Source organism: Collinsella sp. AK_207A (assembly GCF_902501965.1).
GTDB lineage: Bacteria > Actinomycetota > Coriobacteriia > Coriobacteriales > Coriobacteriaceae > Collinsella.
In genome coordinates this window covers 97,832-119,726 of record NZ_CABWID010000022.1, presented here as the reverse complement: position 1 = coordinate 119,726, position 21,895 = coordinate 97,832, and the positions used below count along the sequence as shown (strand labels likewise).

Below are 21,895 nucleotides of genomic sequence, written 5' to 3'. Positions count from 1 at the left end.
TCCGGACATGCCGTCCTCCGATCTCCCGGGGCCGGCCGATCCGGCCCTCAGGGTATCGGGTTCCCACATTCATCCGCACATGTGCGGATGAATGTGGGAGGTGTTCGGATAAAGTTGATAATCAAGGGTTGCTTACTAACCGTTAACCGAAACCAAATACTCATTTGAATATGAAGAATGTAAACTAGTATCAAGTGCTACCCGATAAGAAGTACGGGGCGTGATTACGAGGAGTTCCTCCTCGTAATCACGCCCTTTTTTGTTGGAGGAATGACTCTTGAGGATAATCAAACGCATTAACCACAATGCCGTTCTTTGCGTGGATAGTAAAGGGCATGACGTCGTGGCACTCGGCTCCGGTATTGGGTTTCCCGATGGAAGTAACGAGGTCGAGCTCCAACGTATTGAACGTACATTCTACGGCGTAGATGATCGCTATCTGGACCTTATGAAGGACATACCCTCTGATGTTCTTGGTTTTTCTGCACAGATGGCAGATGTTATACGCGGGGTGCTTTCGTATGAGCTGAGCCCGAATTTTCCGCTCGTTCTTGCTGATCACATCGCGTTTATGATTAAACGCACACGTGGGGGCATGATGACAAACATGCCGCTTTCATATGATATCGCCCAGCTCTATCCACTCGAGTGGAAGCTCGCTACCTTCGTTATTGATCGAGCTGAGAGTACGTTTGATCTCCCCCTAAAACGAAGTGAAGTGACGGGGGTTGCACTCACCATTCTGAACTCTGTCAATTCTGATACCACGACTGCAGAAGAAGGGGTCGCGGTTGAGCGAATCCTTGATGGCGTCACGCGGACTGTTGAGGAGAAGCTCTCCATCATTATCGATCGAGATGGTATGAACTATGCCCGGTTTGCGACGCATATGCATTATCTATTGCGAGGGTTAAGGACTGCTGGGCTGTCTGATAAGCAGGATGAGCATATGTTGCGCCAGCTAAAAAACGAAGTTCCCGACATCGTGAGTTGCGCTCTGGACGTGGGCGCGTTTGCAGAGCGCGAGGCAGGTATACATCTGGGAATGAGCGAGTTCGTGTATCTCGCTATTCACATCAATCGACTATATAACGCTGCGAAAGGAGGGGAAGTTTCTGCGTCTCAGGAGAAGAGTATCTAAAACACGCGACACATCTACTTACAGTGAGCTCTGGACATGATGGGAGATGCAATGGATAACAAGGCAATAGCTACCGATGTTCTTGCAGCGGTAGGCGGCAAAGAAAATGTAACGTACGTGACGCACTGTGTAACGCGTCTACGTTTTAACCTCAAGGATTCGGGTCTTGCGGACCGAGACGTAATCGAGAAGATTCCCGGCGTTATTGGCGTACAGGAGGCAGGAGGGCAATACCAAGTCATCATTGGTACGAATGTCGGTCAGGTTTACGACGAGGTCTGCCGTGTTGGTGGATTTGCCCACGAAACAGCTGTGATGCCGGACAAGGACTCGGTGGGTAAAAAAAGTATCCTGAGCTCAATGCTCGGTACCATCATAGGGTGCATCATGCCACTTATTCCCATACTTATCGGTACGGGCTTGGGCAAATGTATCCTGATGATTATTCAACTGGCGGGCATCGCCTCGTCCGATACGTCCATGGCGTTCTATGTATTCAGCTTCGTGTTCGATGCAGGGTTTACATTCCTTCCAGTATTTACCGCGATTGCCGCAGCTAAGCATTTTGGTTCGAATCAGCTTATGGCGGCACTCATGGGATGCGCCTTGCTGCATCCGAATTGGACCAGTCTTGTTTCGGCTGCTGATCCTAAGTTCATTGGCGATATGTTCGGCATCCCTCTCTATGGCATGTCGTATGCCTCGTCGCTTATTCCAGCAATCCTTATCGTATGGGTTATGAGCAAGCTCGAGGGTTTTCTTAACGCCAAGCTTCCCGAACTCGTTCGTGGAATGCTCACGCCGCTCATTACGCTGCTCATTATGACCCCTCTTTCTTTCCTCTTGCTTGCTCCCGCAATGGGCTATCTTGCGGTGGCTCTGGGTGATGCTCTTCTTACGATTTACAATGCTGGCGGCGGCGTCGTTATCGCACTCATCTGCTTTGTATATCCGTGGATGGTTGTTACGGGGACTCATTCCACACTGGCAATCGCTGGCATGCAGCTCATGGCGCAGACTGGTTACGACCCCTTCTCCCGTACGCTCCCGCTCGTGGCGAATATGTCGCAGGGTGCCGCTGCGCTTGCCTGCGCACTTCGGACCAAGAACAAGAAGTTCCGCAGCACATGTCTTTCCACTGCGTTTACCGTGTTTTTTGCCGGTGTTTCTGAACCTGTCATCTACGGTGTGACGTTGCGCCTCAAGCGCCCAATGTGGGCAGTCATGATTGGGAGTGCCGCTGGAGGCCTCGTTGCAGGTATCTTTGCTCTGAAAGCCTATACCTGGATGACGCCAAGCGTTATCAACGTTGCAATGTGGATCGGCGGGGACGGCTTGAATAACTTGTTCGTTGCTATTGCGGCAATGGTCGTTTCGGCAATTGTGAGCTTTATTGCAACGCTCTTGATCGGCTTTGAAGATCCGACGAGTGATGAGGTTGAAGAGGGAGCAGATTATCAGCTGTAGGGACGACCGATGACGATTCGATCATGCTGTTGATCGTTGCCGTTTATCCAGGAGAGGAGGAAATGCAGTGACTGTGTATGCTGACATGCACGTGCATACGAATCATAGCGACGGAACGCAGACGATCGATCAGGTAATGAAGCGTGCTGCTGATCTGGGGATACATACTGTGGCAGTTACCGATCATGATACGGTCGATACTTGGGAAGAGGTGCGATCGTCCGCCGCTGCTCATGGTATTCAAACGGTGCGCGGCGTTGAGATGAGTTGCTACGACGAGAGCGTTCACAAGAAAACACATGTAGTAGGACTGTGGCTGGGAGAGGACGTCTCTGCTGTTCAGAGGCTCTGCGAGCATACTCTTGTCTGCCGAGATCACTATCATAAGACGCTTGTTTTAGAGCTTGCCAAGAAAGGCTATCCACTTGATTATGATCGTGTGCGAGAGATAGCCCCATTCGGTGTGGTCTTTAAGATACATATCTTCCAAGCGCTCATGGAACGGTATCCGGAGAGTATGAGCGTTAAGCGATATCGTGAGTTATTTGCTGGCAAAACAACGTATGAGGTAGATAGGCAGATGGGGTACACGCCCATAGCCGAGGGTATTGCCGCAATCCGAGAGGCAGGCGGCCTACCGGTGATCGCGCATCCTTGTGAATATGATAACTATGATGAGATACCTGCTTATGTGGAACTCGGTTTGCAGGGGATCGAAGTATCTCATCCCAGTATGAAAGAGGAGGATTATCCGCGGACGCGGTCGCTTGCTCGCCACTTCAACCTAGCTCAAAGTGGTGGAAGCGATTACCACGATCCAGATTTAACGCCTTGGTTTGGGAGATACGGGCTTACAGCGCATGAGTTTGCCGAACTGGAGGCACGGGCATTGTCAAGAATATAGGGTTCTTTCTTTTACGAGGAGTTTTCCGGTAGCAGAGTTCGAACTTGCTTGATAAAGGCAGGCAGGTCGTCGAAGATGACCCGAATAACGATGCGCCAGTTGGTACCTTCGTAATCGTGAACAAGACGATGCCGCAGCCCGGCAACCTTTGACCAGGAAATACCCGGACGCAGAGCTTGAAGCTCCTTTGAAAGGTGCGAAGCGTATTCACCAATGTTGTAAAGAGGCGTTGTTACTGCCCACTGGACGAACCGGTCGTTCGCAATGAGCTCGGGCGTAAGATGGAGTGCATGAAGACGGAGAATCAATTTGGTTAATGTCGCACGTTCAGGTGACGAGCATTGACCTAAAAATGGTTTATCTTGTGGCTGAAAGAACGAACCAGGTTCGTTCTTTCAGCTAGGCGGGGAGGGCTGCGAGGTTGTCCCAGCCGGGCGTGCGCTCGTCGCGCTCCATCTGGTGGATGAGCTCGACGACGGCGTCGTTCACGGGGGTGGGCACGTCGTGCTCGGCGCCCAGGCGGCAGACGGAGCCGTTGATGGCGTCCACCTCGGTGCGCTTGCCATGCTCGAGGTCCTGCAGCATGCTCGCGCGCAGCCGGGCATGCTTCTTGATGGCGATGGGGATGATCGCGAACGAGATCATCCGCTTGAGCGCGCCGTGGTAGTTGAGTAGTTTGGCGACGTCGGTGCCCTGGATCGGTTCCACCCGGATGCCCGCGGCGTCGGCCACGTCCAGGCACTCCTTGATGATGCGCTGGACGTAGACGCGCGAGCGCTTGTCGTTGGCCGCTTCGCCGAAGGTGGATCCCAGCACGGCGGACATGCCGCTGAACGAGGCGTTGATCAGGAGCTTCGAATAGCGGGCACCGATGAAGTTGGGCTCGAGCTCAACGGGGCACATCGTCTCCAGGAGCTGCTGGACCTCGTGAGCACGGCGCTCGGGAACCGGGGAAAAGACGCCGAGGCCGAAGGAGAGCGCGTCGGGCTCGCTCGTGAGCTCGGAGACGCCAGGCGCGGTCATGGTGGCGCCCCATGCCACGGTGCAGCCCATCGTGCGCGCGGGGCCCACGATGGACGAGATGAGCATCTCGGGAAGGCCGTTCTGCAGCGTGCAGATCACGCCGTCGGGTGCGAGCAGGGGTTCGAGGTCGTGGACGGTGGCCTCGTTGTCGAGCTGCTTGGTCATGAGGAAGATGACGTCGTAGGGCCCCTGCATCTGGTCGGGTGTGAGCGCGGTGACGGGCACGTTCATGTTCACGGTACCGGTGACGGTCGCGCCGTGCTGGTTCAGGGCGTCGACGTGCGCCTTGTTGCGCGTAACGAGCTCGATGGGCACGCCGCCCTTCGTGAGGTAGGCCCCCATAATCGTGCCGAGCGAGCCCGCTCCGAAGATCGCAGCTTTCATGATGCCGATACGCCGTTCTTCTCGTTGTCGTTGCATACGAGAAAGCAGTATAGGCCTTCGGCCGGGCAATCCGCGGTGAATTTGGACATCAGTTAACGAACTGTTGCGTAACTGCCAAGGAATGCCGGGGCACCAACAGGGGTGAAAGAGCGAGCCTGGTTCGATCTTTCAGCCTGCCGGGGTGTGGCCCGTTCATTTTTCAGGTTGTGGACAAAAACGTACGGCACGAGCAGCCTCGCTCCTGGCAAAAAATGGAGACGTTTCTCAAATGAGAGAACCGTCTCCAAGAAACAGGTGCGCCGCGGAGCTAGAGGAGGAGGAACACCGCCAGGCAGAGGGCTGCACAGAGTGCGATGAGGCCGAGGGTGACGAGCCAGCTGGCGGGGCGGGCCCAGTTGAGTCCCCAGCCGATGCCGAAGCGCTTGGGCACCACGACGGCCGGGTCATCCGCGTTGGCATAGAAGACGCCCAGGTGCCAGAAGTGGTCGTCGTCGAAGTTCAGGCTCTCGGAGCCCGTCGCGCCCGCCTCCCGTTCGGAGAGCAGCTTGACCGCGCGGCTTCCGTTCTGGCCGTACGCGTAGGCAAGCCAAGCGCATCCGACCACCGCACCTGCCGCAACGACCATGGCCGCAGTAAACGACGCGTTCGGAGAAAGGATGCCGGCAAAGGTGAGCGGCATGAGCGCCAGAACCAGGTTCAGCGCCAGACCAAGCACCACGAGCATCATGCTCTGCGCCCGCACGAACAGCGCGTAGCCGTAGGCGCTCGTTGCGGGGGCATCGCTTGCGATGCCGCGCTTCGAGCGGAGAACCGCCAGATGACAGGCCGCCATCGTGATCGCCAGGAACACCATGATCGCCAAGGGGAGGGCGATGACCGCAGGGCCCTTATCGATCCAGCCATTGGGCGTGCCTGCAAGGTCGAAATGAATGGCGATTCGGTCTGGCATGCTGGGCATGAGAACGAAGCCGAGAACCAGTACGAGCAGGAACAGGGGAAGGTGCAGGAGCTCCCAGGCGAGCGGTACCGCCTGCGGCAAGTCCGCCTCGCCGAGGGCCGCCACATGCAGCCGGTGCTCGGCGCGCCAACCCTCCGTCGCCTTGATGGCCTGCACGCGACCCCGTGCGACCTGCATCAAGATGAAGGGCACGATGACGAGCACGAGCGATGCAGCGACCAGGACCGCGATTCCGGCCGTGCCCGTGGCATCGGCGGCGAAGACGACGCCGACGACGACGCTGCAGAGCGCCGTGAGCGCGAGGGTCGTCACGGCATAGCGACGCTTGAGCGCGACCAACCGCTCATCGCTCGCCGCTGCGCCCGGTACCGTGACGGAGAAGCACTGTCCGTGTGCCTCGAGCCAGGGCATCGCGGCCATGAGGATGCCCGTCGCCGCCACGATCAGGACCATGAAGGACGGTATCAACAGGTTATTCATCGTGTTTGTCTCCCTTCGGCGCGGCAGCGCCGTATGCGGTATCCAATTCCATGCGAACCGCTTCCTCGAATGCCTGCCGCGCACCGCCCGCCGCCTTGAATTCCGCCACAAGCAGCGCCAAGCCGTCGGAAAGCCGTTTGAGCGCGGCGTCCTCTCCGGGCGGGGTCGCCACGCTGGCTCCGGCTCGGCCGCGCATGACCAGGTAGCCCTCGTCGCGCAGGAGCGCGTAGGCCTTGTTGACGGTGTGCAGGTTGATGCCGAGGTCTCTGCCGAGCGTCCGCACGCTCGGCAGGCCATCGCCCGGTGCGAGCTCGCCCGTGGCGATGGCCGCTACAATCTGGTTGCGAAGTTGCTGGTAAAGGGGCATGTCGCTTGATTGGTCAAGCTGGATGAACATATATGCCTCCGTTTCTTGCTCTCCAATCTGTTCCAATGAATATAGAACAAAACGGCTCATGTACAAGAGAAATGTTCTCGTTTCATATAACAAAAGACCATCGCGCAGCCTTGGAATCGTCGCTTGCGCCCTGCGCGCACTCTGCTAAACTAAATTGCGTTGTTGACCGAAAGGACATTCCGAGCATGAAGACGTGCCTCGCACATATTCAGCTGCTAGGCCTAGCGCTATCTAAGAATACGCGCTAGGGTCTTTCGTCAACCTCTTTCGATTCCAAAGCACCCGAACGCGTATGCAATCCTTGCTTGGCAGGGCGTTTGCGCGGCGGGTGCTTTCTCGTCTTTCGGTTCTCGATAATCTGAGCCGACCGCATGAAACCTCCTGCCAGGCGCCTGAACAGCACCGTTGATCTAGGAGGAACCATGAGCCGCAAAATCGCCATCTTCGACACCACGCTCCGCGACGGGGAGCAGTCTCCCGGAGCGAGTATGAACACCGAGGAGAAGCTCGTCATCGCGCGCCAGCTGATCCGCATGAACGTCGACGTGATCGAGGCGGGTTTCCCCATTTCCAGCCCCGGCGACTTTAAGTCCGTGGCCGAGATCGGGCGCATCGCTGGCGACAGCTGCACCGTGTGCGGCCTGACCCGCGCCGTGGACAAGGATATCGAGGTGGCGGCCGAGGCGCTGAAGACCGCCAAACGCCCCCGCATCCACACCGGTCTGGGCGTGTCGCCCTCCCACCTGTACGAGAAGCTCCACATGACCGAGGAACAGGCCATCGAGCGCGCCGTTCACGCCGTTAAGCTCGCGCGCAACTACGTGGACGACGTTGAGTTCTACGCCGAGGACGCCGGTCGCGCCGATCAGGACTTCCTGGTGCGCATCGTCGAGGCCGCGGTCAAGGCGGGCGCCACGGTGGTGAACATCCCGGATACCACCGGCTACAACATGCCGTGGGACTTCGGCGCGCGCATCCGCGACCTTCGCGAGCGCGTGGACGGCATCGAGAACGTCACCATCTCCGTTCACACGCACAACGACCTTGGCATGGCGACGGCACTTGCCTTGGAGTCCGTGCGCAACGGTGCCACGCAGATCGAGTGCACCATCAACGGCCTGGGCGAGCGCGCCGGTAACACCGCGCTCGAAGAGGTCGTCATGGCCATCAAGATGCACGAGAAGGAGCTGGACGCCCACACGGATATCGTGACCAAGGAGCTGACGCACGCGAGCAAGCTCGTGAGCAGCATCACGGGCATCAACGTGCAGCCCAACAAGGCCATCGTGGGCGCGAACGCCTTCGCCCACAGCTCCGGCATCCACCAGGACGGCGTGCTGAAGGCGCGCGATACCTACGAGATCATCGATCCCGCCGACGTGGGCGCCGCCGGCTCCGAGATCATCCTCTCCGCCCGCTCCGGCCACGCCGCGCTGCGCCATCGTATGGCGGAGCTCGGCTACACCTTTGAGGACGCGGAGTTCGAGCAGGTGTACCAGCGCTTCCTGGAGATCGCGGACCAGAAGAAGGAGGTCTACGACGAGGATCTGGAGAGCATGGTGCAGGAGCGCCAGCGTGAGGTCGCGGCCGTCTACACGCTCGACGCGCTGCAGGTGAGCTGCGGCGACCCGCTGGTTCCCACCGCCACTGCCACCATCACCGACGAGGTGGGCGTGCAGCATGTGGTCTGCGCCACGGGCACCGGTCCGGTGGATGCCGCCTACCAGGCGATCGACCAGGTGGTTGCGGTCCACGGCGACCTCTCCGAGTTCTCCATCAAGGCCATCACGCGCGGCATCGACGCGATCGGCGAGGTTACGGTGCGCGTGGCGGCCGAGGACGGCAACGTGTTCACCGGCCGCGGGTCCGACACGGACATCATCGTGTCGAGCGCGAAGGCATACGTGAACGCCATCAACAGGATGATTCAGACCGCCCGCGCCAAGGCCGGAAAGTAGGTCACTCAGGGCTGGACGGGCATACCCTTCGCTCAGTCCTCGCGAGACTGGGAAATGCCTTCGGCATTTCCGCAGTTCGCTGCGGAGTGTCGCTTCGGGTATGCCCGTCCAGCCCCAACGCAGCTGCCCCACGTTCCGCCTAAGAAAGAGAGGGAAAAGTATGCGTGCTGCTGCGCAGCGCCCTATATATAAGGCGAAGCGAAGCTTCGCACATGCTTTATTGTTTGTTTCAAGCGCGATGGGCTCGATCTGATTTGTGCCCATCACAGCAGGGCCAGGACATATCGTCCTGGCGCAGTTCACGCGAAGCGTGCTGTTTGAGCACAGGACGATATGTCCTGGCCCCCACGCTCGCCTGAGGCTCAAGAGAGGGAGAGCCCATGCCAAGACCCATGACTATGGCCGAGAAGATCCTCGCCGCCCACGCCGGCCTGCCCGAGGTCGTGCCCGGCCAGCTCGTCGAGTGCGACCTCGACCTGGTCCTCGCCAACGACATCACCGCGCCCATCGCCATCAAGACGGTGCGCGAAATCGGCGCCGGCGTGTTCGACCGCAAGAAGATCTGCCTCGTGCCCGACCACTACGCGCCCAACAAGGACATCAAAAGCGCCGAGCAAACCAAGATTACGCGCGACTTTGCCCACGAGCACAAGATCACCCACTACTACGAGCAGGGCTGCATGGGCATCGAGCATGCGCTCCTGCCCGAGCGCGGCGTGGTGGTCCCCGGTGACCTCATGATCGGCGCGGACAGCCACACCTGCACCTACGGCGGTATCGGTGCCTTCTCCACCGGCGTGGGCTCCACGGACGCCGGCGTGGGCATGGCCACCGGGCGCGCCTGGTTCAAGGTGCCCGAGGCAATCCGCTTCGTGGTGGACGGCGAGCTCGCCGACGGCGCCACGGCCAAGGACATCATCCTGCATATCATCGGCATGATCGGCGTGGACGGCGCCCTCTACTGCGCCATGGAGTTCGCCGGTTCCACCATCGAGGCGCTCTCCGTGGAGGGCCGTCTCACCATTGCCAACATGGCCATCGAGGCGGGCGGCAAGGCCGGCCTCTTCGAGGTGGACGAGAAGTGCCGCGAGTACGTGCGCGCCCGCAGCTCGCGCGAGTTCACGGAGTACCATCCGGATCCGGATGCGCAGTACAAGCAGGTCATCCACATTAACGCGGCCGACATCGTGCCCTGCGTCTCGTGGCCGCACCTGCCGAGCAATACGCATCCCGTCACCGAGAGCCGTCACATCACCGTTGACCAGGCCGTGATCGGCTCCTGCACGAACGGCCGCATCGAGGACATGCGCGCCGCCGCCGAGGTGCTGCGCGGGCGCAAGGTGGCCGACGGCGTGCGCTGCATCGTGATTCCCGCCACCCAGAAGGTGTGGCTGGATTGCGTGCACGAGGGTCTGATGGATGTCTTCATCAACGCTAACTGCGTGGTCTCCACGCCCACCTGCGGCCCCTGCCTGGGCGGCTACATGGGCATCCTCGCCGCGGGCGAGCGCTGCATCTCCACCACGAACCGCAACTTCGTGGGCCGCATGGGAGACCCGACCTCCGAGGTTTACCTGGCGAGTCCCGCCGTCGCCGCGGCATCGGCCGTGGCCGGGCACATCGCGCTTCCCTCCGATATCGCGTAAAGGAGCATATCCATGCAGTTCAAAGGCACCGTCTTCCGGTACGGCCGAGACATCGACACCGATGTCATCATTCCCGCCCGCTACCTCAACACATCCGATCCCGCCGAACTCGCCAAGCATTGCCTGGAGGACCTGGACAACACCTTCACGGCTCGCGTGAAGCCGGGCGACATCATCGTGGCCGATGAGAACTTCGGCTGCGGCAGCTCGCGCGAGCACGCGCCGGTGGCCATCAAGGCCGCTGGCGTGAGCTGCGTCATCGCCAAGAGCTTCGCGCGCATCTTCTACCGCAACTCCATCAACATGGGCCTGCCCATCCTGGAGTGCGCCGAGGCCGTGGACGCCATCTCCGAGGGCGACGTGGTGCACGTGGACGCCGACACCGGCACCATCACGGATGAGACCACGGGCGCGGTCTTCCATGCCGCCCCGTTCCCGCCGTTCATCCAAGAGATCATCAACGCCGGAGGCCTGGTGGCCCGCACCAAGGCCAAGCTCGCCGCCGAGGCGAGGACGGGGGAGGAGTAGCCCATGCCCGCGTATAAGATGTGCTGCCTGCCGGGTGACGGCATTGGCCCTGAGATCATCGCCGAGGGCAAGAAGGTGCTCGCTGCTGTGGGCGCGCGCTTTGGCGTGGACTTCGCCTGCGAGGACGCGCTCATCGGCGGTGCCGCGATCGATGCCACGGGAGAGCCGCTGCCCGCGGCCACGCTCGAGGCCGCCCAGGCTTCGGACGCCGTGCTGCTCGCGGCGGTCGGCGGCCCCAAATGGGACACGACCGACTCCTCAAAGCCGCGCCCTGAACAGGGGCTTCTGGGCATCCGCAAGGCGCTCGGCCTCTATACCAACCTGCGCCCCGTGCAGATCTTCGCGCCGCTCGCCGGCGCCTCCACACTCAAGCCCGAGGTCATCGATGGCGTGGACCTCATGATCGTGCGCGAGCTGACGGGCGGCCTGTACTTTGGTGCGCGTCATCGCTACTACGACGAGGAGGGCGCCGGTCCGGACGGTACGCCCGGCCAGCGCGCCGTGGATACCCTCGAGTACCGTGAGTACGAGGTGGAGCGCATCGCCCGCCAGGCCTTCGAGGCCGCTCGCCGGCGCCGTGGCCACGTGACCAGCGTGGACAAGGCCAACGTGCTGGACACCTCGCGCATGTGGCGCGAGGTCGTGCATCGCCTGCACGATGCGGAGTACCCGGACGTCACGCTCGACGACATGCTCGTGGACAACACCGCTATGCAGCTCATCAACCGTCCCGCGTTCTTCGACGTCGTGGTGACCGAGAACATGTTCGGCGACATCCTCTCCGACGAGGCCGCGCAGATCACGGGATCGCTCGGCATGCTCGCCTCTGCGAGCCTGGGCGACGGCGTGGCACTCTACGAGCCGAGCCACGGCTCCGCGCCGGATATCGCCGGCAAGGGCATCGCCAATCCGCTCGCGCAGATCCTCTCCGTCGAGATGATGCTGCGCTACAGCTTCGATATGGGCGAGGCCGCCGACGCGGTCCACGCCGCCGTGGAGGCTGTGCTCGACGAGGGCTGGCGCACCGGCGACATCGCGGATGCGTCCACGCCGACGGACCATGTGCTCGGCACCGTCGCCATGGGCGACAAGGTGGTCGAGCGTATCTAGGCGAGGTTCGGCGAATCCCGTCTAAGCTCTCCGCGCAGCGTCCCCATCACCGGCTTGGTGGTGGGGGTGCCGCCGTTGCATCGCGCGCCTAGTATGCCGGGTCCTGTCCCGTCACCTGCCGAGAGAAGGTGCTGATGGGCACGTAGCCGTCGTTCGTGAGCACTTCCACCACGAGCATGACGAAGTCCTTCTTCTTGCTCGGTCCGTAATGTGAGGGGTTGTCGTACTCTGTGGGGGAGATGCGCGTGGGATAGCTTCGACCATTCACCTCGATGTAGAGCTTGCCGACCCGGTCACTGTCATCGTCGAACGGGTTGTACGGCGCGTATTTCCAGCGCGCCTGCAGATGAAAACGGTCTTGGATGTCCTGGATGGCGATCTGGGCGGCCTGTTCCTGCTCGGCTTGGTAGTTGGGGTTGAGCGCGTACGTCGCCAGACTCAGGACGCACACCAACGAGCAGACAAGCGTCGTGACGCCCTTCCTGCGGGTCTTGGCGTCGAGCGGCATACCGGGGAATTGCTGGCGCGCGGCGAGGAAGCGGCGGATGAACGGGATGATGTTCCAAATAACGAGGAAGAGTGCCGCGCAGAAGATCGTGGCGATGATCATGCCGGACGACGACTTGTCATAGGGCACGTAGATGGTATCGAGGTTCCCCGAGAGCTCGTAGGACATGAGGCCTCCCAGCCTGTGGCGCATATATGGCCCCAGTGTACTCTTCAGGACCTGTCCCGTGATGCGGAGCGCGGCGGCATTGGTGCTCCATACCACACGTTGCCGACATGTTACGGTTGGGAAACGCCGCCTCGCCGATGGCATCGTCGTCCGCCCCCGTGGGTAAGGTGGAGCCACCGTGTTTTCAATGCGGAACTATGCACAAGGAGGCATGCTATGCAGCTCGAAATTCATTCCCATGCCATCGAATACGTTGACCCCGATGGTAAGGCGCTTGCGCGCGTCACCTTTCCCGATCGCGCCGACGGTACGGTGGATATCGATCACACCTTTGTGGACGAGTCCCTGCGCGGGCAGGGCGTGGCGAGCATGCTGATGCGCGCGGTGGCGGAGGAGCTGCGCGAGACGGGACGTCGGGCGCACCTGAGCTGCAGCTATGCCAAGAGCTGGTTTGAGAAGCATCCCCAGGAGCTCGATCTGGTGGTGGAGTAGCACCGCGCCCTGGGGCTGCGGGACTCCGTGCGGGCTGATGCTATCATGCCGGGTCGAGGACCCGGCAAAGGAGGCGCGGCGATCAAAGCCCCTTTTTTCGACATCGACGGTACGCTGATCAGCTTCGAGACGCATCGCATTCCCGATTCGACCAAGAACGCGCTCATCCAGCTGTGCCAGCGCGTGCCGACATCTCGGCCTGATCGACTAGCCGCCGTCCGCGTATGAGGTTCTGGTCTTGCGATGGCCGCTCTCTCGCATGAGGGCCTGCGGCATAGTACGACCCCATATGGGTACCAGCTTTGTAGTAAAATACGCGAGCATTTACCAGAGGAAGGAGCCACGCGTGGCTGTGAACGAGAAGCTGCTCAAGGAAGTCCTCGAAGAGATTCGCCCGAACCTCCAGGCCGACGGTGGCGATATGACCTATATCGGCGTCGATGACGAGGGCGTGGTCAAGCTGGAGCTTTCGGGTGCCTGCGCCGGCTGCCCCATGAGCTCGCTCACCCTCTCCATGGGCATCGAGCGCATCCTGAAGGAGCACGTGCCGGGCGTGACGCGCGTCGAGGCCGTGAACGACGATGCGAACGCCGAGGATCTCTACGAGGAGTATCGCCCCTTCTAGGCGAGAGCGCGCATGACGGCGACGAGCCTGACGGAACAAGATAGAACGGTCGATGATCCGCGCCGCGAAGACGGCGTGGTCATGTGTTGGACGGTGCGCGGGTGCGCGGGCCTGTGGGGCCCCACGGGCGCGAGCATGGAAGACGACTGCCCGCATAACGTGCCCGGCCGTTACTCGCCCTGCCCCTCAACCTGCGCTTACACGCGCTGCCAGCGTCCCTGGCATCGTGAGGCCACCTCGGTCTGGGACCTGCTGGACCCCGACGTGGACCGCATGGGGGCTATCAAGGAGGAATGCCGTCACTGCCTGCATTTCATCCACCACGGTCCGCGTGCGTGACGCTTTGGGAGGCTCGCCATGCTGAATGATCTGTACCATATGCTCGATCCGGTAGCCATATCCGCCGGGCCCATCACCATCTACTGGTACGGCATCGCCTACATCGTGGGTGCCGCGCTCACGGGCGTCGTCATGTACCGCACCGCGCGCCGCTGGGGGCTGGGCCTCACGGTTGACGACATCTGGATGGTCGTGACGGGCACGGTCTTCGGGCTCATCATCGGTGCCCGTTTGTTCTACTGCATCTTTTACGGCGATGGCTACTACTTCGCCCATCCGCTCGAGATCCTCGCCGTCAACCAGGGTGGTATGAGCTTCCACGGCGGTCTGGTGGGCGGCGTGATTGGCGGCGTTCTGGTGTGCCGCGCGATGGGGCTCTCGGCCTGGACGATCGCGGACCTTGCCGTGTGCGGGGCACCGCTCGCCCTCATGCTGGGGCGGTGCGCCAACTTCGTCAACGGTGAGCTGTGGGGCAAGCCGACGGACCTCCCCTGGGGCGTTGTCTTTGGCGGCGCCGCCGGCACCATGCCGCGGCACCCGAGCCAGCTCTACGAGGCGGCGCTCGAGGGCATCGTGCTCTTCTTCGTGCTGCAGGTCCTCAGCCGCCGCAAGCCCCTGCTGCCGCAGGGAACGTTCATGGGCACCTTCATCTTGGGGTACGGTATCTGCCGCATCCTGGTCGAGTTCGTGCGCGTGCCCGATGCCCAGCTGGGCTACCTGTTCGGCGGCGTGGTGACCATGGGCCAGCTGCTCTCGTTGCCGCTGGTGCTGGCCGGGATCGCGCTGCTGGTGGTGGCGCACCGTCGCGGCGCTCCGCAACGGGGGCGTTTGGGCGAAGGGGACATGCCGACAAGTGCCCGCGAGGCCTCCCGTCCGCGCGATTCCCGCGATGCGTAGCCGGTCTCTGCCCGCGCGAGCGGCGATCTACCTTACTGCCACGGTTGCCGTGCTGCTGCTGTGGAGCGCGGCGTCGGTGCTCCTGGCGTCTCCGGCGCTCCCGCTTCCCACGCAGGCCGCGGGTCAGCTGGTGGAGAACCTGCCGGAGCTGGTTCCCGCCTTCGGTGTCAGTCTCTACCGCGTGGTCGCGGCGCTCGCCATCGCCTCGGCGCTCGCCATTCCCGCTGGCCTCGCGCTCGGCCGCTCTCCGCGCGCCGATGCCCTGATCGGTCCCGTTATCCACATCCTCTATCCCGTGCCCAAGGTCGTGCTGCTGCCCGTGCTGCTCGTGTTTCTCGGCCTGGGTGATGCGGCTAAGATCGCGCTTATGGCCATCACCGTGTTCTTCCAGGTGCTCGTGACGGTGCGCGATGCGGCTGCCACCGTGCCGACCACCTCGCTCGAGGCCGCCCGGAGCGTCGGTGCTGGCCGGTGGGTCACCTGTCTGCACGTGGTGGTTCCCGAGGTGCTGCCCACGCTCTTCACGGCGTTGCGGACCGGCATGGGCACGTGCGTCGCCATCCTCTTTCTCGCGGAGGCCATCGCCGGCTCCACGGGGCTCGGCTACTTCATCGTGGATGCATGGGGTATGCTCGACTACCCGCGCATGTTCGCCGGCATCATTGCCATGGCCGTGCTGGGCGTGGGACTCTACGAGGCGCTGACGGCGCTCGAGTGGGTGCTCACGCCCTGGCGTCATCGCGGGCGGGTGGCTTAACCCGATTCAGGCGAGGGGCCCCGTCTTACTTGCCGTCCTTGAAGGTGCCCGTTTCCTCGTCAAAGGTCAGCGCTTGCTTGAGATAGCCCTTCTCGAGCATCCAGTCGAGCTGCGGCTGGATCATCTCGCTGGTCGGTTTGGCGTCGACCGGATACGTGGGGATGGGATAGCTCTTCTTGAGCGGGTCGGCTAGGTTCGCCTTCTCCACCAGGAGCGCGCGATAGCTCTCCGGGTCCTCGTTGATCGCCTGTGCCGCCGCGTTCCAGCCCTGCTGCACCGCATTGATCGCCGCGGCACCGCCGTTCCCTTGAGCGAACTCCTCGCGGACTGCCATCACGGACTGCGAGAGGTTCTTGCCCTGGGTGTCGTCGACGATGGTGCGGCAACCCTGTGCCTCGCCGAGCGCGAGGAGGCTCGCGGGAAGCGCGGCGGCATCCGTCTTGCCCGAGACCATCATCTGAAAGCGGACGGGCATCTTCTTGACCTCTTCTTTCTTGAAATCGTCGGCCCCGATGCCCGCATCCTCAAGCAGCATGTCCATCACGTACTCGGGCACGGTGTTGGAGCCCACGCCGATACTCGCGCCTGCCAGTTGCTCCACGCTCGCGATCTTCGAGTCCGGGCCCACCTGGATGCCAAAGCGCCCCTGGTCGGGCGTGGCGCCGAGCGTGATCCAGGCCAGGTGGACCGGCGTACCGCCGGCGGCGAGCACGGCGGAGACCTGCGGGTCGGTCATGGCCAGGTCGATGTCGCCGGAGGTCATGGCGGCGGCGAGTTCTTGGGCGCTTTGGAAGGTGATGATGTTCACCTGCGCGTCCGTTCCAAAGAGCCCGTCGCGCTCGGCCGCCCAGCCGGGCAGGAAGTCCTCGGTCACCATGGTGCCCACGTTGACCGTGCCGGCACCGCCGTCACCCGCGTGGGAACCTGCGCTCGAGCCCGATTCCGCGTTGCCGCTGCATCCGGAGACGAGCGCCGCTCCGGTGATCATGGCCCCTAAAAGAAGATCGCGGCGCGTGAGCGCGACGGTTGTGTGGTTTGCCAGCATCTCTTCTGTACATCCCCTTCGATTTCGAGGTTTGGCGCCCGCGGCTCGTCCCATCATGAAGCGGGTCCGAGCGGTCTCTCCTCGTGCCTCTCGTGTGTTCAGCGTTGCCAGTATAGTCCGCAATATGGTTTTGCGCGCGTGTCATTTTGCGCGGGCGCGCGGCACGTGTATGCTCGTGGACCGTGAGAGGGGAGTTCGAGAAAGGAGGGCACACCATGCATGAGATTCGCAAGCGCCTCGCCCAGGTCGTGTGGGGCGACGTCCACACGGGCCACCGGGGAGGCTTGGAGATCCTGAAGGCCATCGGCCCGGGCCTGCTCGTAACGGTGGGATTCATCGATCCGGGCAATTGGGCGTCCAACATGGCCGCCGGTTCCACCTTCGGTTACGCCCTGCTCTGGGTGGTGACGCTTTCCACCATCATGCTCATCCTGCTCCAGCACAATGTCGCCCACCTGGGTATCGTTACCGGCGAGTGCCTGGCCGAGTCGGCCACCCGGCACCTGCCGCGCCCCGTGGCCTTCGTTGCGCTCTCCACCGCCATGCTCGCGAGCATCGCGACGGCGATGGCCGAGGTGCTGGGCGGTGCCATCGCGCTCCAGATGCTCTTCGGCCTACCGGTGCGCGTAGGGTCCATCCTCGTCGCCCTTGTTGCCCTGGCGCTCCTGCTCACCAACTCCTATCAGCGCATCGAGCGCATCATCATCGGGTTCGTCTCGTTGATCGGCCTAGCCTTTCTGGTCGAGATTCTGCTGGTGGACGTGGACTGGCCCACGGCCGCTTGGAGCTGGGTCGTGCCGTCTATGCCCGCGGGTTCGCCCGTGGTGGTGATGAGCGTGCTCGGAGCCGTGGTGATGCCGCACAACCTGTTCCTGCACTCCGAGATCATCCAGAGCGCGCGCTACGACGAGCGGGGCGAGGGGGTCATTCGCCAGCGCCTTGACGACGAGTTCGTGGACACGCTGTTCTCGATGGTCGTGGGCTGGGCGATCAACTCGGCGATGGTGATCCTTGCCGCCTCCACGTTCTGGAAGGCGGGAATCCAGGTGACCGATCTGGCGCAGGCGGCGGATACGCTCACCCCGATGCTCGGCCGTGCGGCGAGCGTCATCTTCGCGCTCGCACTGCTCATGGCGGGCATCTCGTCATCCATCACCGCCGGTATGGCCGCGGGCACTATCTCTTCGGGTGCCATGGGCGAGCCCTACGACATCCACGACCGGCACAGCTCGGTGGGCGTGGTGACGACGTTCGTCCTGGCCGTGGCGGCGATCTTCTTCGTGAGCGACCCGTTCCAAGGGCTCGTGCTCTCGCAGGCAGCGCTCTCGGTCCAGCTGCCCATCACGATCTTCTTGCAGATCTACCTGACGAGCTCGGGACGCGTCATGGGGAAGTACGCCAACGGGGCGCGAATGCGCGCGGTGCTCGTGGGAATCGGCCTCATCGTGACCGCGTTGAACGTTTACTCTCTGCTCGGCCTGTAGCGGCTCGGTTGGAGGGCTGCGCTCGCGACCCCGCCCGCGCCGCGCGCTTTCTGGGCGAATTGCGTGGCCCCTTTATCTGACCTGCCGTTGGGTGTAATATCCAAAACCGTATGTTTACATGGGTTCTCCAGCGCTGGCGCGCGCGGGAAGCCTCACGCACGATAGAAGGAGTTCGCATGTCCGGACACTCAAAATGGGCCACTACCAAGCACCGTAAGGGCGCGCAGGACGCCAAGCGCTCCGCCCTCTTCTCCAAGCTTAGCCGTAACATCACCGTTGCGGCGCGTCTGGGCAACGATCCCAACCCCGAGAACAACGCCAGCCTGGCCGCCGCCGTGGACAAGGCCAAGGCCCAGTCCATGCCCAAGGACAAGATCAAGTCCGCCATCGACAAGGCCTTTGGCGCCGGTGCCGATGCCGCCGTGTACGAGGCCATCGACTACGAGGGCTATGGTCCCGCGGGCGTGGCCGTGTACGTTGAGTGCCTGACCGACAACCGCAACCGCACTGCCGCCGATGTGCGTTCCGCCTTCAGCCATGCGGGTGGCAACCTGGGCACCACCGGTTCCGTGTCCTTCCAGTTCGAGCGCAAGGGCCAGATCATCGTGGTGAAGGAGGTCCTCGACCCCAACGCCCGTAAGGAGGTCATGATTCCCAACGGCGCCGCAGGCGACGAGGAGGAGTTCATGATGGCCATCGCCGAGGCCGGTGGCGAGGACTACGAGGACGCTGGTGACGAGTGGCTCGTCTGGACCGCCGCGAACGACCTCAAGGCTGTGGCCGACGGCCTGAAGGCCCAGGGCATCGAGGTCAAGGGTTCCGAGCTCACGCGCGTTCCCACCACGCCGACGGCCGTCTCCCCGACGGACGCCAAGAAGGTGCAGCGCCTCATCGACCGTCTGGAGGAGCTGGACGACGTGCAGGACGTCTACAGCACGATGGATATGACCGACGAGGTCATCGCCGCCCTCGAGGAGGAGTAACTGCAGCACGGACACATGTCCGCTGCTGTGTGGAGTGAAGCCGGGTTCGCGCTGGGCGAGCCCGGCTTCACCTGTATTTGGGTAGAATGCCCTGAGTGCTTGTTTCTCAGGGCGGATGCCCCCAGGTAAAGGAGTCGCATGAGGCCGCTGAAGAGAGCCGCCGCCATTCTGTATCTGCTGTGCTGTGTGTTCGTGCTGGGCTCGTTTGCCTGCTCGATCGTTGGTCCCGCGCAGGAGCGCATGGCGTATCTGCTGGGCCTCCCGGCGTTTCGCATCGCGCTGCTGGCGGCTACCGGGGTCATAGCGATTCAGGCGCTCTACGTGCTGGGTCTCGTCATCGTGTGGCGGCCCGAGCCCAGGAGCGTGCACCCCGATGCCAATCCCGATATCGAGGTCACCTGCCCTGCGATCGAGAAGGTGGCGCGTATGGCCGCCGCCGACGATGATGACGTCCTGGTTGAGAGCGTGCGGGCGCGCGTGGCCGGCCGGGAGGCGGCCCGAGTTCGGGTAAAGGTGGAGGCCATCGCCCTTGTGAACGAGGGGCTTCCCGGTATGGCGCATCGCATGCAGCAACGCGTGCAGGATGCCTGCGAGGCCATGCTCGGGTGTCCGGGGGTTCACGTGCGCGTGCGGTTCCTGCCGTCCAAGACCACAACCGAGATAAAGGAGGCCTCCGATGAGTGAGGAGAAGGCCCGGAGCGCCAAGGCGCCCAAGGCTGTGATCGAGCAGGGGGACGACGCGAAGGTGGATGCTGACCCCTCCTTCGCTGCCGATAGCGGAGAGCAGGGCGGTTCCCGTCGCGCCGCATCCGATGCGGCGGAGGATCCCGCTCGGGTTGGCGGGCGCTTCCAAGATGCCACGATGGGCTTCATCGAGGGCGTGGGACGCCGGGCGTGGGCGTATGCCGACGCGCATCCGCACACCGTGCTCTACGGAGCGGTGGGCCTGCTGCTCGCGGTGCTCATCTTGGTGCTGGGGCTCTGGCACACCATCGTCATCGCCATCTTCGTGGGCGTCGGAGCGACGCTCGGTCAGATGCGCGACGGCGAGGGCGGCATTCACGATTTCTTTTGCCGAATCTTCGGTAGCAAGCGGTAGGCGAGAACGGTCGCGCGCAGCGCGGTTGAAAGGGGCGTTCACATGACCAAGAAGCAGACGAAAGACCAGGAGCAGGAGCTGGACGAGGCGCGGGAGAAGCCGGCGCCCGAGGATCAAGCGCCCGAGGACCAGACCGCTCGGGAAGAGGCACCGGAGATTGAGGACACCGAGGACGTGGAAGACGATTCCGAGGATTCCCTCACGTACTCCAACGGCGTGATCGAAAAGATCGTCGCCATGGCCACGCGCGAGGTGCCGCACGTGCTCGGTATGAAGGGCAACTTCTTCCATGCCGTGCAGGAGCAGTTCGGCGTGGAGAACCTCACCAAGGGCGTGACGGTGGAGGTGACGGACGACAACCGCGTGGTCGTGAACATCTCCGTCATCATCGAGTACGGTGCGTACGCGCCGGACATCTTCGAGGACGTGAAGGAGCGCGTTACCGAGCGCCTGACCGCTATGACCGGCCTCGAGGTGGCGGGCATCAACCTGCGCATCGAGGACGTGGTGACGCCCGAGGAGTATCGGGAGGGCCAGAAGCGCCTGGCCGCCGAGGTGGAGTAGCCGCCTGTACAACGCATGCGGGGAAAACGGCCCCGAACCATCGCCGTCCAACGGGGCGAGGTGGTTCGGGGCCGCCGTTTCGAGGCGCGCAGCGGGGCGCTCAGGTTGCTACCGCACGTACTCCACGACCTCGCCGAAGGGGCGGCGCGTCTTGGGATGCGCGCGATGGCTCTCGTCGTGCACGCCGAACTGCACCAACACGGAGACGCCCCATTCGCTCGGGTCGTAGAGCTTGGCGGCGGCGAAGAGCTCTTCCAGGGCATCGCGGTTGTAGCCCTCGATCGGCGTAGCGTCCACGTCCAGGAGCGCCGCTGCTGAGAGCATGTTGGCGAGCGCGATATAGCTCTGCTTGCCCGCCCAGTCGAACAGGGTGCGGTCGTTCTCGAGTACCTGCAGGTCGTTTTGCTGGAATCCGGAGAAGGCCTGAAGACGCGCTTGCTCGTCCTGCTTGCTCAGGTGCTGCACGTCGTGCGCGATGTGGTGGACCCACTCGCTCTCGGCGCTCACGCCGCGGCGGGCCAGGATGAGCACGGTGCGGTCGGCGTTCTTCTTGGTGCCCCAGGCACGCTCGAGAATATCCGCCAAGAGGCGACGATCTTCGATAACCAGGAACTTCCAGGGCTCAAAGCCAAAGGAGCTGGGGGCCAGGCGCCCCGCTTCGAGGATGGTGTTGAAGGCGCTGTCCGAGATGTGCCCCTCGGGGTCGTAGCGCTTGCAGGTAAAACGGCTCTCCAGCGCGTGGATGTAGGTCTGTCCCTCGGAATCGGCCATGATGATTCCCTTCGATCGTGGTGATTGCCAGATACAGAACGGTATACCCCACGGTAGCCCATTCCAAGGGGGAAGGGTGAAATATCGGGTAACCGGCGTCCGGGGCAGCGTGATTCCACGGTGAGGGCGAACGCGTGGTGCATTCTGAGCCGGTGTTGGCCTATCAT

The 21,895-nt window shown here is 62.4% G+C and carries 24 protein-coding genes; 17 read left to right on the top strand and 7 right to left on the bottom strand.

The genetic code is table 11. The features are described 5' to 3' along the window. The first annotated feature begins 277 nt into the window (after window positions 1–277). From GDJ97_RS08850 to GDJ97_RS08840, 3 genes are all read left to right on the top strand, one after another. A complete protein-coding gene (locus GDJ97_RS08850) occupies window positions 278–1,141 on the top strand; it encodes a PRD domain-containing protein (protein ID WP_152070922.1) in 864 nt (287 codons plus the stop codon). Between the two features lie 51 nt (window positions 1,142–1,192). Then, the gene (locus tag GDJ97_RS08845) at window positions 1,193–2,608 is read left to right on the top strand and encodes a PTS transporter subunit EIIC (RefSeq protein WP_152070921.1); all 1,416 of its coding nucleotides are present in this window, start codon (window positions 1,193–1,195) and stop codon (window positions 2,606–2,608) included. Between the two features lie 67 nt (window positions 2,609–2,675). Further along, the gene (locus GDJ97_RS08840; protein ID WP_226808988.1) at window positions 2,676–3,512 is read left to right on the top strand and encodes a PHP domain-containing protein; all 837 of its coding nucleotides are present in this window, start codon (window positions 2,676–2,678) and stop codon (window positions 3,510–3,512) included. Between the two features lie 11 nt (window positions 3,513–3,523). Here GDJ97_RS08840 and GDJ97_RS09905 read toward each other — a convergent pair whose 3' ends face one another. From GDJ97_RS09905 to GDJ97_RS08820, 4 genes are all read right to left on the bottom strand, one after another. Next, the gene (locus GDJ97_RS09905) at window positions 3,524–3,820 is read right to left on the bottom strand and encodes a HepT-like ribonuclease domain-containing protein (RefSeq protein ID WP_152070920.1); all 297 of its coding nucleotides are present in this window, start codon (window positions 3,818–3,820) and stop codon (window positions 3,524–3,526) included. Between the two features lie 91 nt (window positions 3,821–3,911). Further along, window positions 3,912–4,919 carry a ketopantoate reductase family protein gene (locus GDJ97_RS08830; protein ID WP_152070919.1) on the bottom strand — a complete coding sequence of 336 codons (1,008 nt, stop codon included), beginning with the start codon at window positions 4,917–4,919 and terminating at the stop codon, window positions 3,912–3,914. A gap of 307 nt (window positions 4,920–5,226) precedes the next feature. Further along, complete coding sequence (locus GDJ97_RS08825) at window positions 5,227–6,357, bottom strand: DUF1648 domain-containing protein (RefSeq protein ID WP_152070918.1); 1,131 nt, start codon at window positions 6,355–6,357, stop codon at window positions 5,227–5,229. Beyond that, complete coding sequence (locus tag GDJ97_RS08820; protein WP_152070917.1) at window positions 6,350–6,754, bottom strand: GntR family transcriptional regulator; 405 nt, start codon at window positions 6,752–6,754, stop codon at window positions 6,350–6,352. The genes GDJ97_RS08825 and GDJ97_RS08820 overlap by 8 nt, the downstream gene beginning before the upstream one ends. Window positions 6,755–7,176: 422 nt before the next feature. Between GDJ97_RS08820 and GDJ97_RS08815 the strand changes: the two genes are divergently transcribed. From GDJ97_RS08815 to leuB, 4 genes are all read left to right on the top strand, one after another. Then, on the top strand, window positions 7,177–8,712 hold the full coding sequence (locus GDJ97_RS08815; RefSeq protein WP_152070916.1) for a 2-isopropylmalate synthase: 1,536 nt from the start codon (window positions 7,177–7,179) through the stop codon (window positions 8,710–8,712). A gap of 380 nt (window positions 8,713–9,092) precedes the next feature. Further along, window positions 9,093–10,358: a 3-isopropylmalate dehydratase large subunit gene (gene leuC / locus GDJ97_RS08810; protein ID WP_193221382.1), complete on the top strand. Its 1,266-nt coding sequence runs from the start codon at window positions 9,093–9,095 to the stop codon at window positions 10,356–10,358. Window positions 10,359–10,370: 12 nt separating this feature from the next. Next, a complete protein-coding gene (leuD, locus tag GDJ97_RS08805) occupies window positions 10,371–10,886 on the top strand; it encodes a 3-isopropylmalate dehydratase small subunit (protein WP_152070915.1) in 516 nt (171 codons plus the stop codon). A gap of 3 nt (window positions 10,887–10,889) precedes the next feature. Beyond that, window positions 10,890–11,996, top strand: coding sequence for a 3-isopropylmalate dehydrogenase (gene leuB / locus GDJ97_RS08800; protein WP_152070914.1), 1,107 nt, complete (start codon window positions 10,890–10,892; stop codon window positions 11,994–11,996). An 88-nt stretch (window positions 11,997–12,084) separates the two neighbouring features. On the opposite strand, the gene GDJ97_RS08795 is transcribed toward leuB, so the two are convergent. Next, on the bottom strand, window positions 12,085–12,672 hold the full coding sequence (locus GDJ97_RS08795; RefSeq protein ID WP_152070913.1) for a hypothetical protein: 588 nt from the start codon (window positions 12,670–12,672) through the stop codon (window positions 12,085–12,087). A gap of 216 nt (window positions 12,673–12,888) precedes the next feature. Between GDJ97_RS08795 and GDJ97_RS08790 the strand changes: the two genes are divergently transcribed. The 5 genes from GDJ97_RS08790 (at window position 12,889) to GDJ97_RS08765 (ending at window position 15,782) form a co-directional block, all read left to right on the top strand. Beyond that, complete coding sequence (locus tag GDJ97_RS08790) at window positions 12,889–13,164, top strand: GNAT family N-acetyltransferase (protein WP_152070912.1); 276 nt, start codon at window positions 12,889–12,891, stop codon at window positions 13,162–13,164. Window positions 13,165–13,510: 346 nt separating this feature from the next. After that, window positions 13,511–13,789, top strand: coding sequence for a NifU family protein (locus GDJ97_RS08780; RefSeq protein WP_152070910.1), 279 nt, complete (start codon window positions 13,511–13,513; stop codon window positions 13,787–13,789). Window positions 13,790–13,801: 12 nt separating this feature from the next. Continuing rightward, window positions 13,802–14,128 (top strand): hypothetical protein, encoded by a 327-nt coding sequence (locus GDJ97_RS09615; RefSeq protein ID WP_226808986.1) that lies wholly within the window; start codon window positions 13,802–13,804, stop codon window positions 14,126–14,128. Window positions 14,129–14,146: 18 nt separating this feature from the next. After that, the gene (lgt, locus tag GDJ97_RS08770; RefSeq protein WP_152070909.1) at window positions 14,147–15,025 is read left to right on the top strand and encodes a prolipoprotein diacylglyceryl transferase; all 879 of its coding nucleotides are present in this window, start codon (window positions 14,147–14,149) and stop codon (window positions 15,023–15,025) included. Continuing rightward, window positions 15,018–15,782, top strand: coding sequence for an ABC transporter permease (locus GDJ97_RS08765; RefSeq protein ID WP_152070908.1), 765 nt, complete (start codon window positions 15,018–15,020; stop codon window positions 15,780–15,782). Before lgt ends, GDJ97_RS08765 begins: the two co-directional genes overlap by 8 nt. Window positions 15,783–15,807: 25 nt before the next feature. On the opposite strand, the gene GDJ97_RS08760 is transcribed toward GDJ97_RS08765, so the two are convergent. Beyond that, the gene (locus tag GDJ97_RS08760) at window positions 15,808–16,827 is read right to left on the bottom strand and encodes an ABC transporter substrate-binding protein (protein ID WP_226808984.1); all 1,020 of its coding nucleotides are present in this window, start codon (window positions 16,825–16,827) and stop codon (window positions 15,808–15,810) included. Between the two features lie 215 nt (window positions 16,828–17,042). Here GDJ97_RS08760 and GDJ97_RS08755 point away from each other — a divergent pair, with 215 nt between their 5' ends. The 5 genes from GDJ97_RS08755 to GDJ97_RS08735 all read left to right on the top strand — a co-directional run bounded on the left by GDJ97_RS08755 (window position 17,043) and on the right by GDJ97_RS08735 (window position 20,957). After that, window positions 17,043–18,311 carry an Nramp family divalent metal transporter gene (locus GDJ97_RS08755; protein WP_152070907.1) on the top strand — a complete coding sequence of 423 codons (1,269 nt, stop codon included), beginning with the start codon at window positions 17,043–17,045 and terminating at the stop codon, window positions 18,309–18,311. Window positions 18,312–18,487: 176 nt separating this feature from the next. Then, on the top strand, window positions 18,488–19,294 hold the full coding sequence (locus tag GDJ97_RS08750) for a YebC/PmpR family DNA-binding transcriptional regulator (protein WP_152070906.1): 807 nt from the start codon (window positions 18,488–18,490) through the stop codon (window positions 19,292–19,294). 138 nt (window positions 19,295–19,432) lie between these two features. Continuing rightward, the gene (locus tag GDJ97_RS08745) at window positions 19,433–19,978 is read left to right on the top strand and encodes a hypothetical protein (RefSeq protein ID WP_152070905.1); all 546 of its coding nucleotides are present in this window, start codon (window positions 19,433–19,435) and stop codon (window positions 19,976–19,978) included. Next, the gene (locus tag GDJ97_RS08740; protein WP_152070904.1) at window positions 19,971–20,393 is read left to right on the top strand and encodes a DUF2273 domain-containing protein; all 423 of its coding nucleotides are present in this window, start codon (window positions 19,971–19,973) and stop codon (window positions 20,391–20,393) included. The genes GDJ97_RS08745 and GDJ97_RS08740 overlap by 8 nt, the downstream gene beginning before the upstream one ends. Before the next feature lie 42 nt (window positions 20,394–20,435). Continuing rightward, window positions 20,436–20,957, top strand: a complete 522-nt coding sequence (locus GDJ97_RS08735) for an Asp23/Gls24 family envelope stress response protein (RefSeq protein WP_152070903.1) — start codon at window positions 20,436–20,438, stop codon at window positions 20,955–20,957. Window positions 20,958–21,065: 108 nt separating this feature from the next. Here the strand turns inward: GDJ97_RS08735 and GDJ97_RS08730 are convergent, their stop codons facing one another. Further along, the gene (locus tag GDJ97_RS08730; RefSeq protein WP_152070902.1) at window positions 21,066–21,728 is read right to left on the bottom strand and encodes an NAD(P)H-dependent oxidoreductase; all 663 of its coding nucleotides are present in this window, start codon (window positions 21,726–21,728) and stop codon (window positions 21,066–21,068) included. Between the last annotated feature and the right edge of the window lie 167 nt (window positions 21,729–21,895).

Excerpts from the sequence above, each read along its gene's own strand:
- GDJ97_RS08845 (WP_152070921.1), top strand. The coding sequence starts at position 1,193 with ATGGATAACAAGGCAATAGCTACCGATGTTCTTGCAGCGGTAGGCGGC.
- GDJ97_RS08830 (WP_152070919.1), bottom strand. The coding sequence starts at position 4,919 with ATGAAAGCTGCGATCTTCGGAGCGGGCTCGCTCGGCACGATTATGGGG.
- GDJ97_RS08825 (WP_152070918.1), bottom strand. The coding sequence starts at position 6,357 with ATGAATAACCTGTTGATACCGTCCTTCATGGTCCTGATCGTGGCGGCG.
- GDJ97_RS08820 (WP_152070917.1), bottom strand. The coding sequence starts at position 6,754 with ATGTTCATCCAGCTTGACCAATCAAGCGACATGCCCCTTTACCAGCAA.
- GDJ97_RS08815 (WP_152070916.1), top strand. The coding sequence starts at position 7,177 with ATGAGCCGCAAAATCGCCATCTTCGACACCACGCTCCGCGACGGGGAG.
- leuC (WP_193221382.1), top strand. The coding sequence starts at position 9,093 with ATGCCAAGACCCATGACTATGGCCGAGAAGATCCTCGCCGCCCACGCC.
- leuD (WP_152070915.1), top strand. The coding sequence starts at position 10,371 with ATGCAGTTCAAAGGCACCGTCTTCCGGTACGGCCGAGACATCGACACC.
- leuB (WP_152070914.1), top strand. The coding sequence starts at position 10,890 with ATGCCCGCGTATAAGATGTGCTGCCTGCCGGGTGACGGCATTGGCCCT.
- GDJ97_RS08795 (WP_152070913.1), bottom strand. The coding sequence starts at position 12,672 with ATGTCCTACGAGCTCTCGGGGAACCTCGATACCATCTACGTGCCCTAT.
- GDJ97_RS08790 (WP_152070912.1), top strand. The coding sequence starts at position 12,889 with ATGCAGCTCGAAATTCATTCCCATGCCATCGAATACGTTGACCCCGAT.
- GDJ97_RS09615 (WP_226808986.1), top strand. The coding sequence starts at position 13,802 with ATGACGGCGACGAGCCTGACGGAACAAGATAGAACGGTCGATGATCCG.
- lgt (WP_152070909.1), top strand. The coding sequence starts at position 14,147 with ATGCTGAATGATCTGTACCATATGCTCGATCCGGTAGCCATATCCGCC.
- GDJ97_RS08765 (WP_152070908.1), top strand. The coding sequence starts at position 15,018 with ATGCGTAGCCGGTCTCTGCCCGCGCGAGCGGCGATCTACCTTACTGCC.
- GDJ97_RS08760 (WP_226808984.1), bottom strand. The coding sequence starts at position 16,827 with ATGCTGGCAAACCACACAACCGTCGCGCTCACGCGCCGCGATCTTCTT.
- GDJ97_RS08755 (WP_152070907.1), top strand. The coding sequence starts at position 17,043 with ATGCATGAGATTCGCAAGCGCCTCGCCCAGGTCGTGTGGGGCGACGTC.
- GDJ97_RS08750 (WP_152070906.1), top strand. The coding sequence starts at position 18,488 with ATGTCCGGACACTCAAAATGGGCCACTACCAAGCACCGTAAGGGCGCG.
- GDJ97_RS08745 (WP_152070905.1), top strand. The coding sequence starts at position 19,433 with ATGAGGCCGCTGAAGAGAGCCGCCGCCATTCTGTATCTGCTGTGCTGT.
- GDJ97_RS08740 (WP_152070904.1), top strand. The coding sequence starts at position 19,971 with ATGAGTGAGGAGAAGGCCCGGAGCGCCAAGGCGCCCAAGGCTGTGATC.
- GDJ97_RS08735 (WP_152070903.1), top strand. The coding sequence starts at position 20,436 with ATGACCAAGAAGCAGACGAAAGACCAGGAGCAGGAGCTGGACGAGGCG.
- GDJ97_RS08730 (WP_152070902.1), bottom strand. The coding sequence starts at position 21,728 with ATGGCCGATTCCGAGGGACAGACCTACATCCACGCGCTGGAGAGCCGT.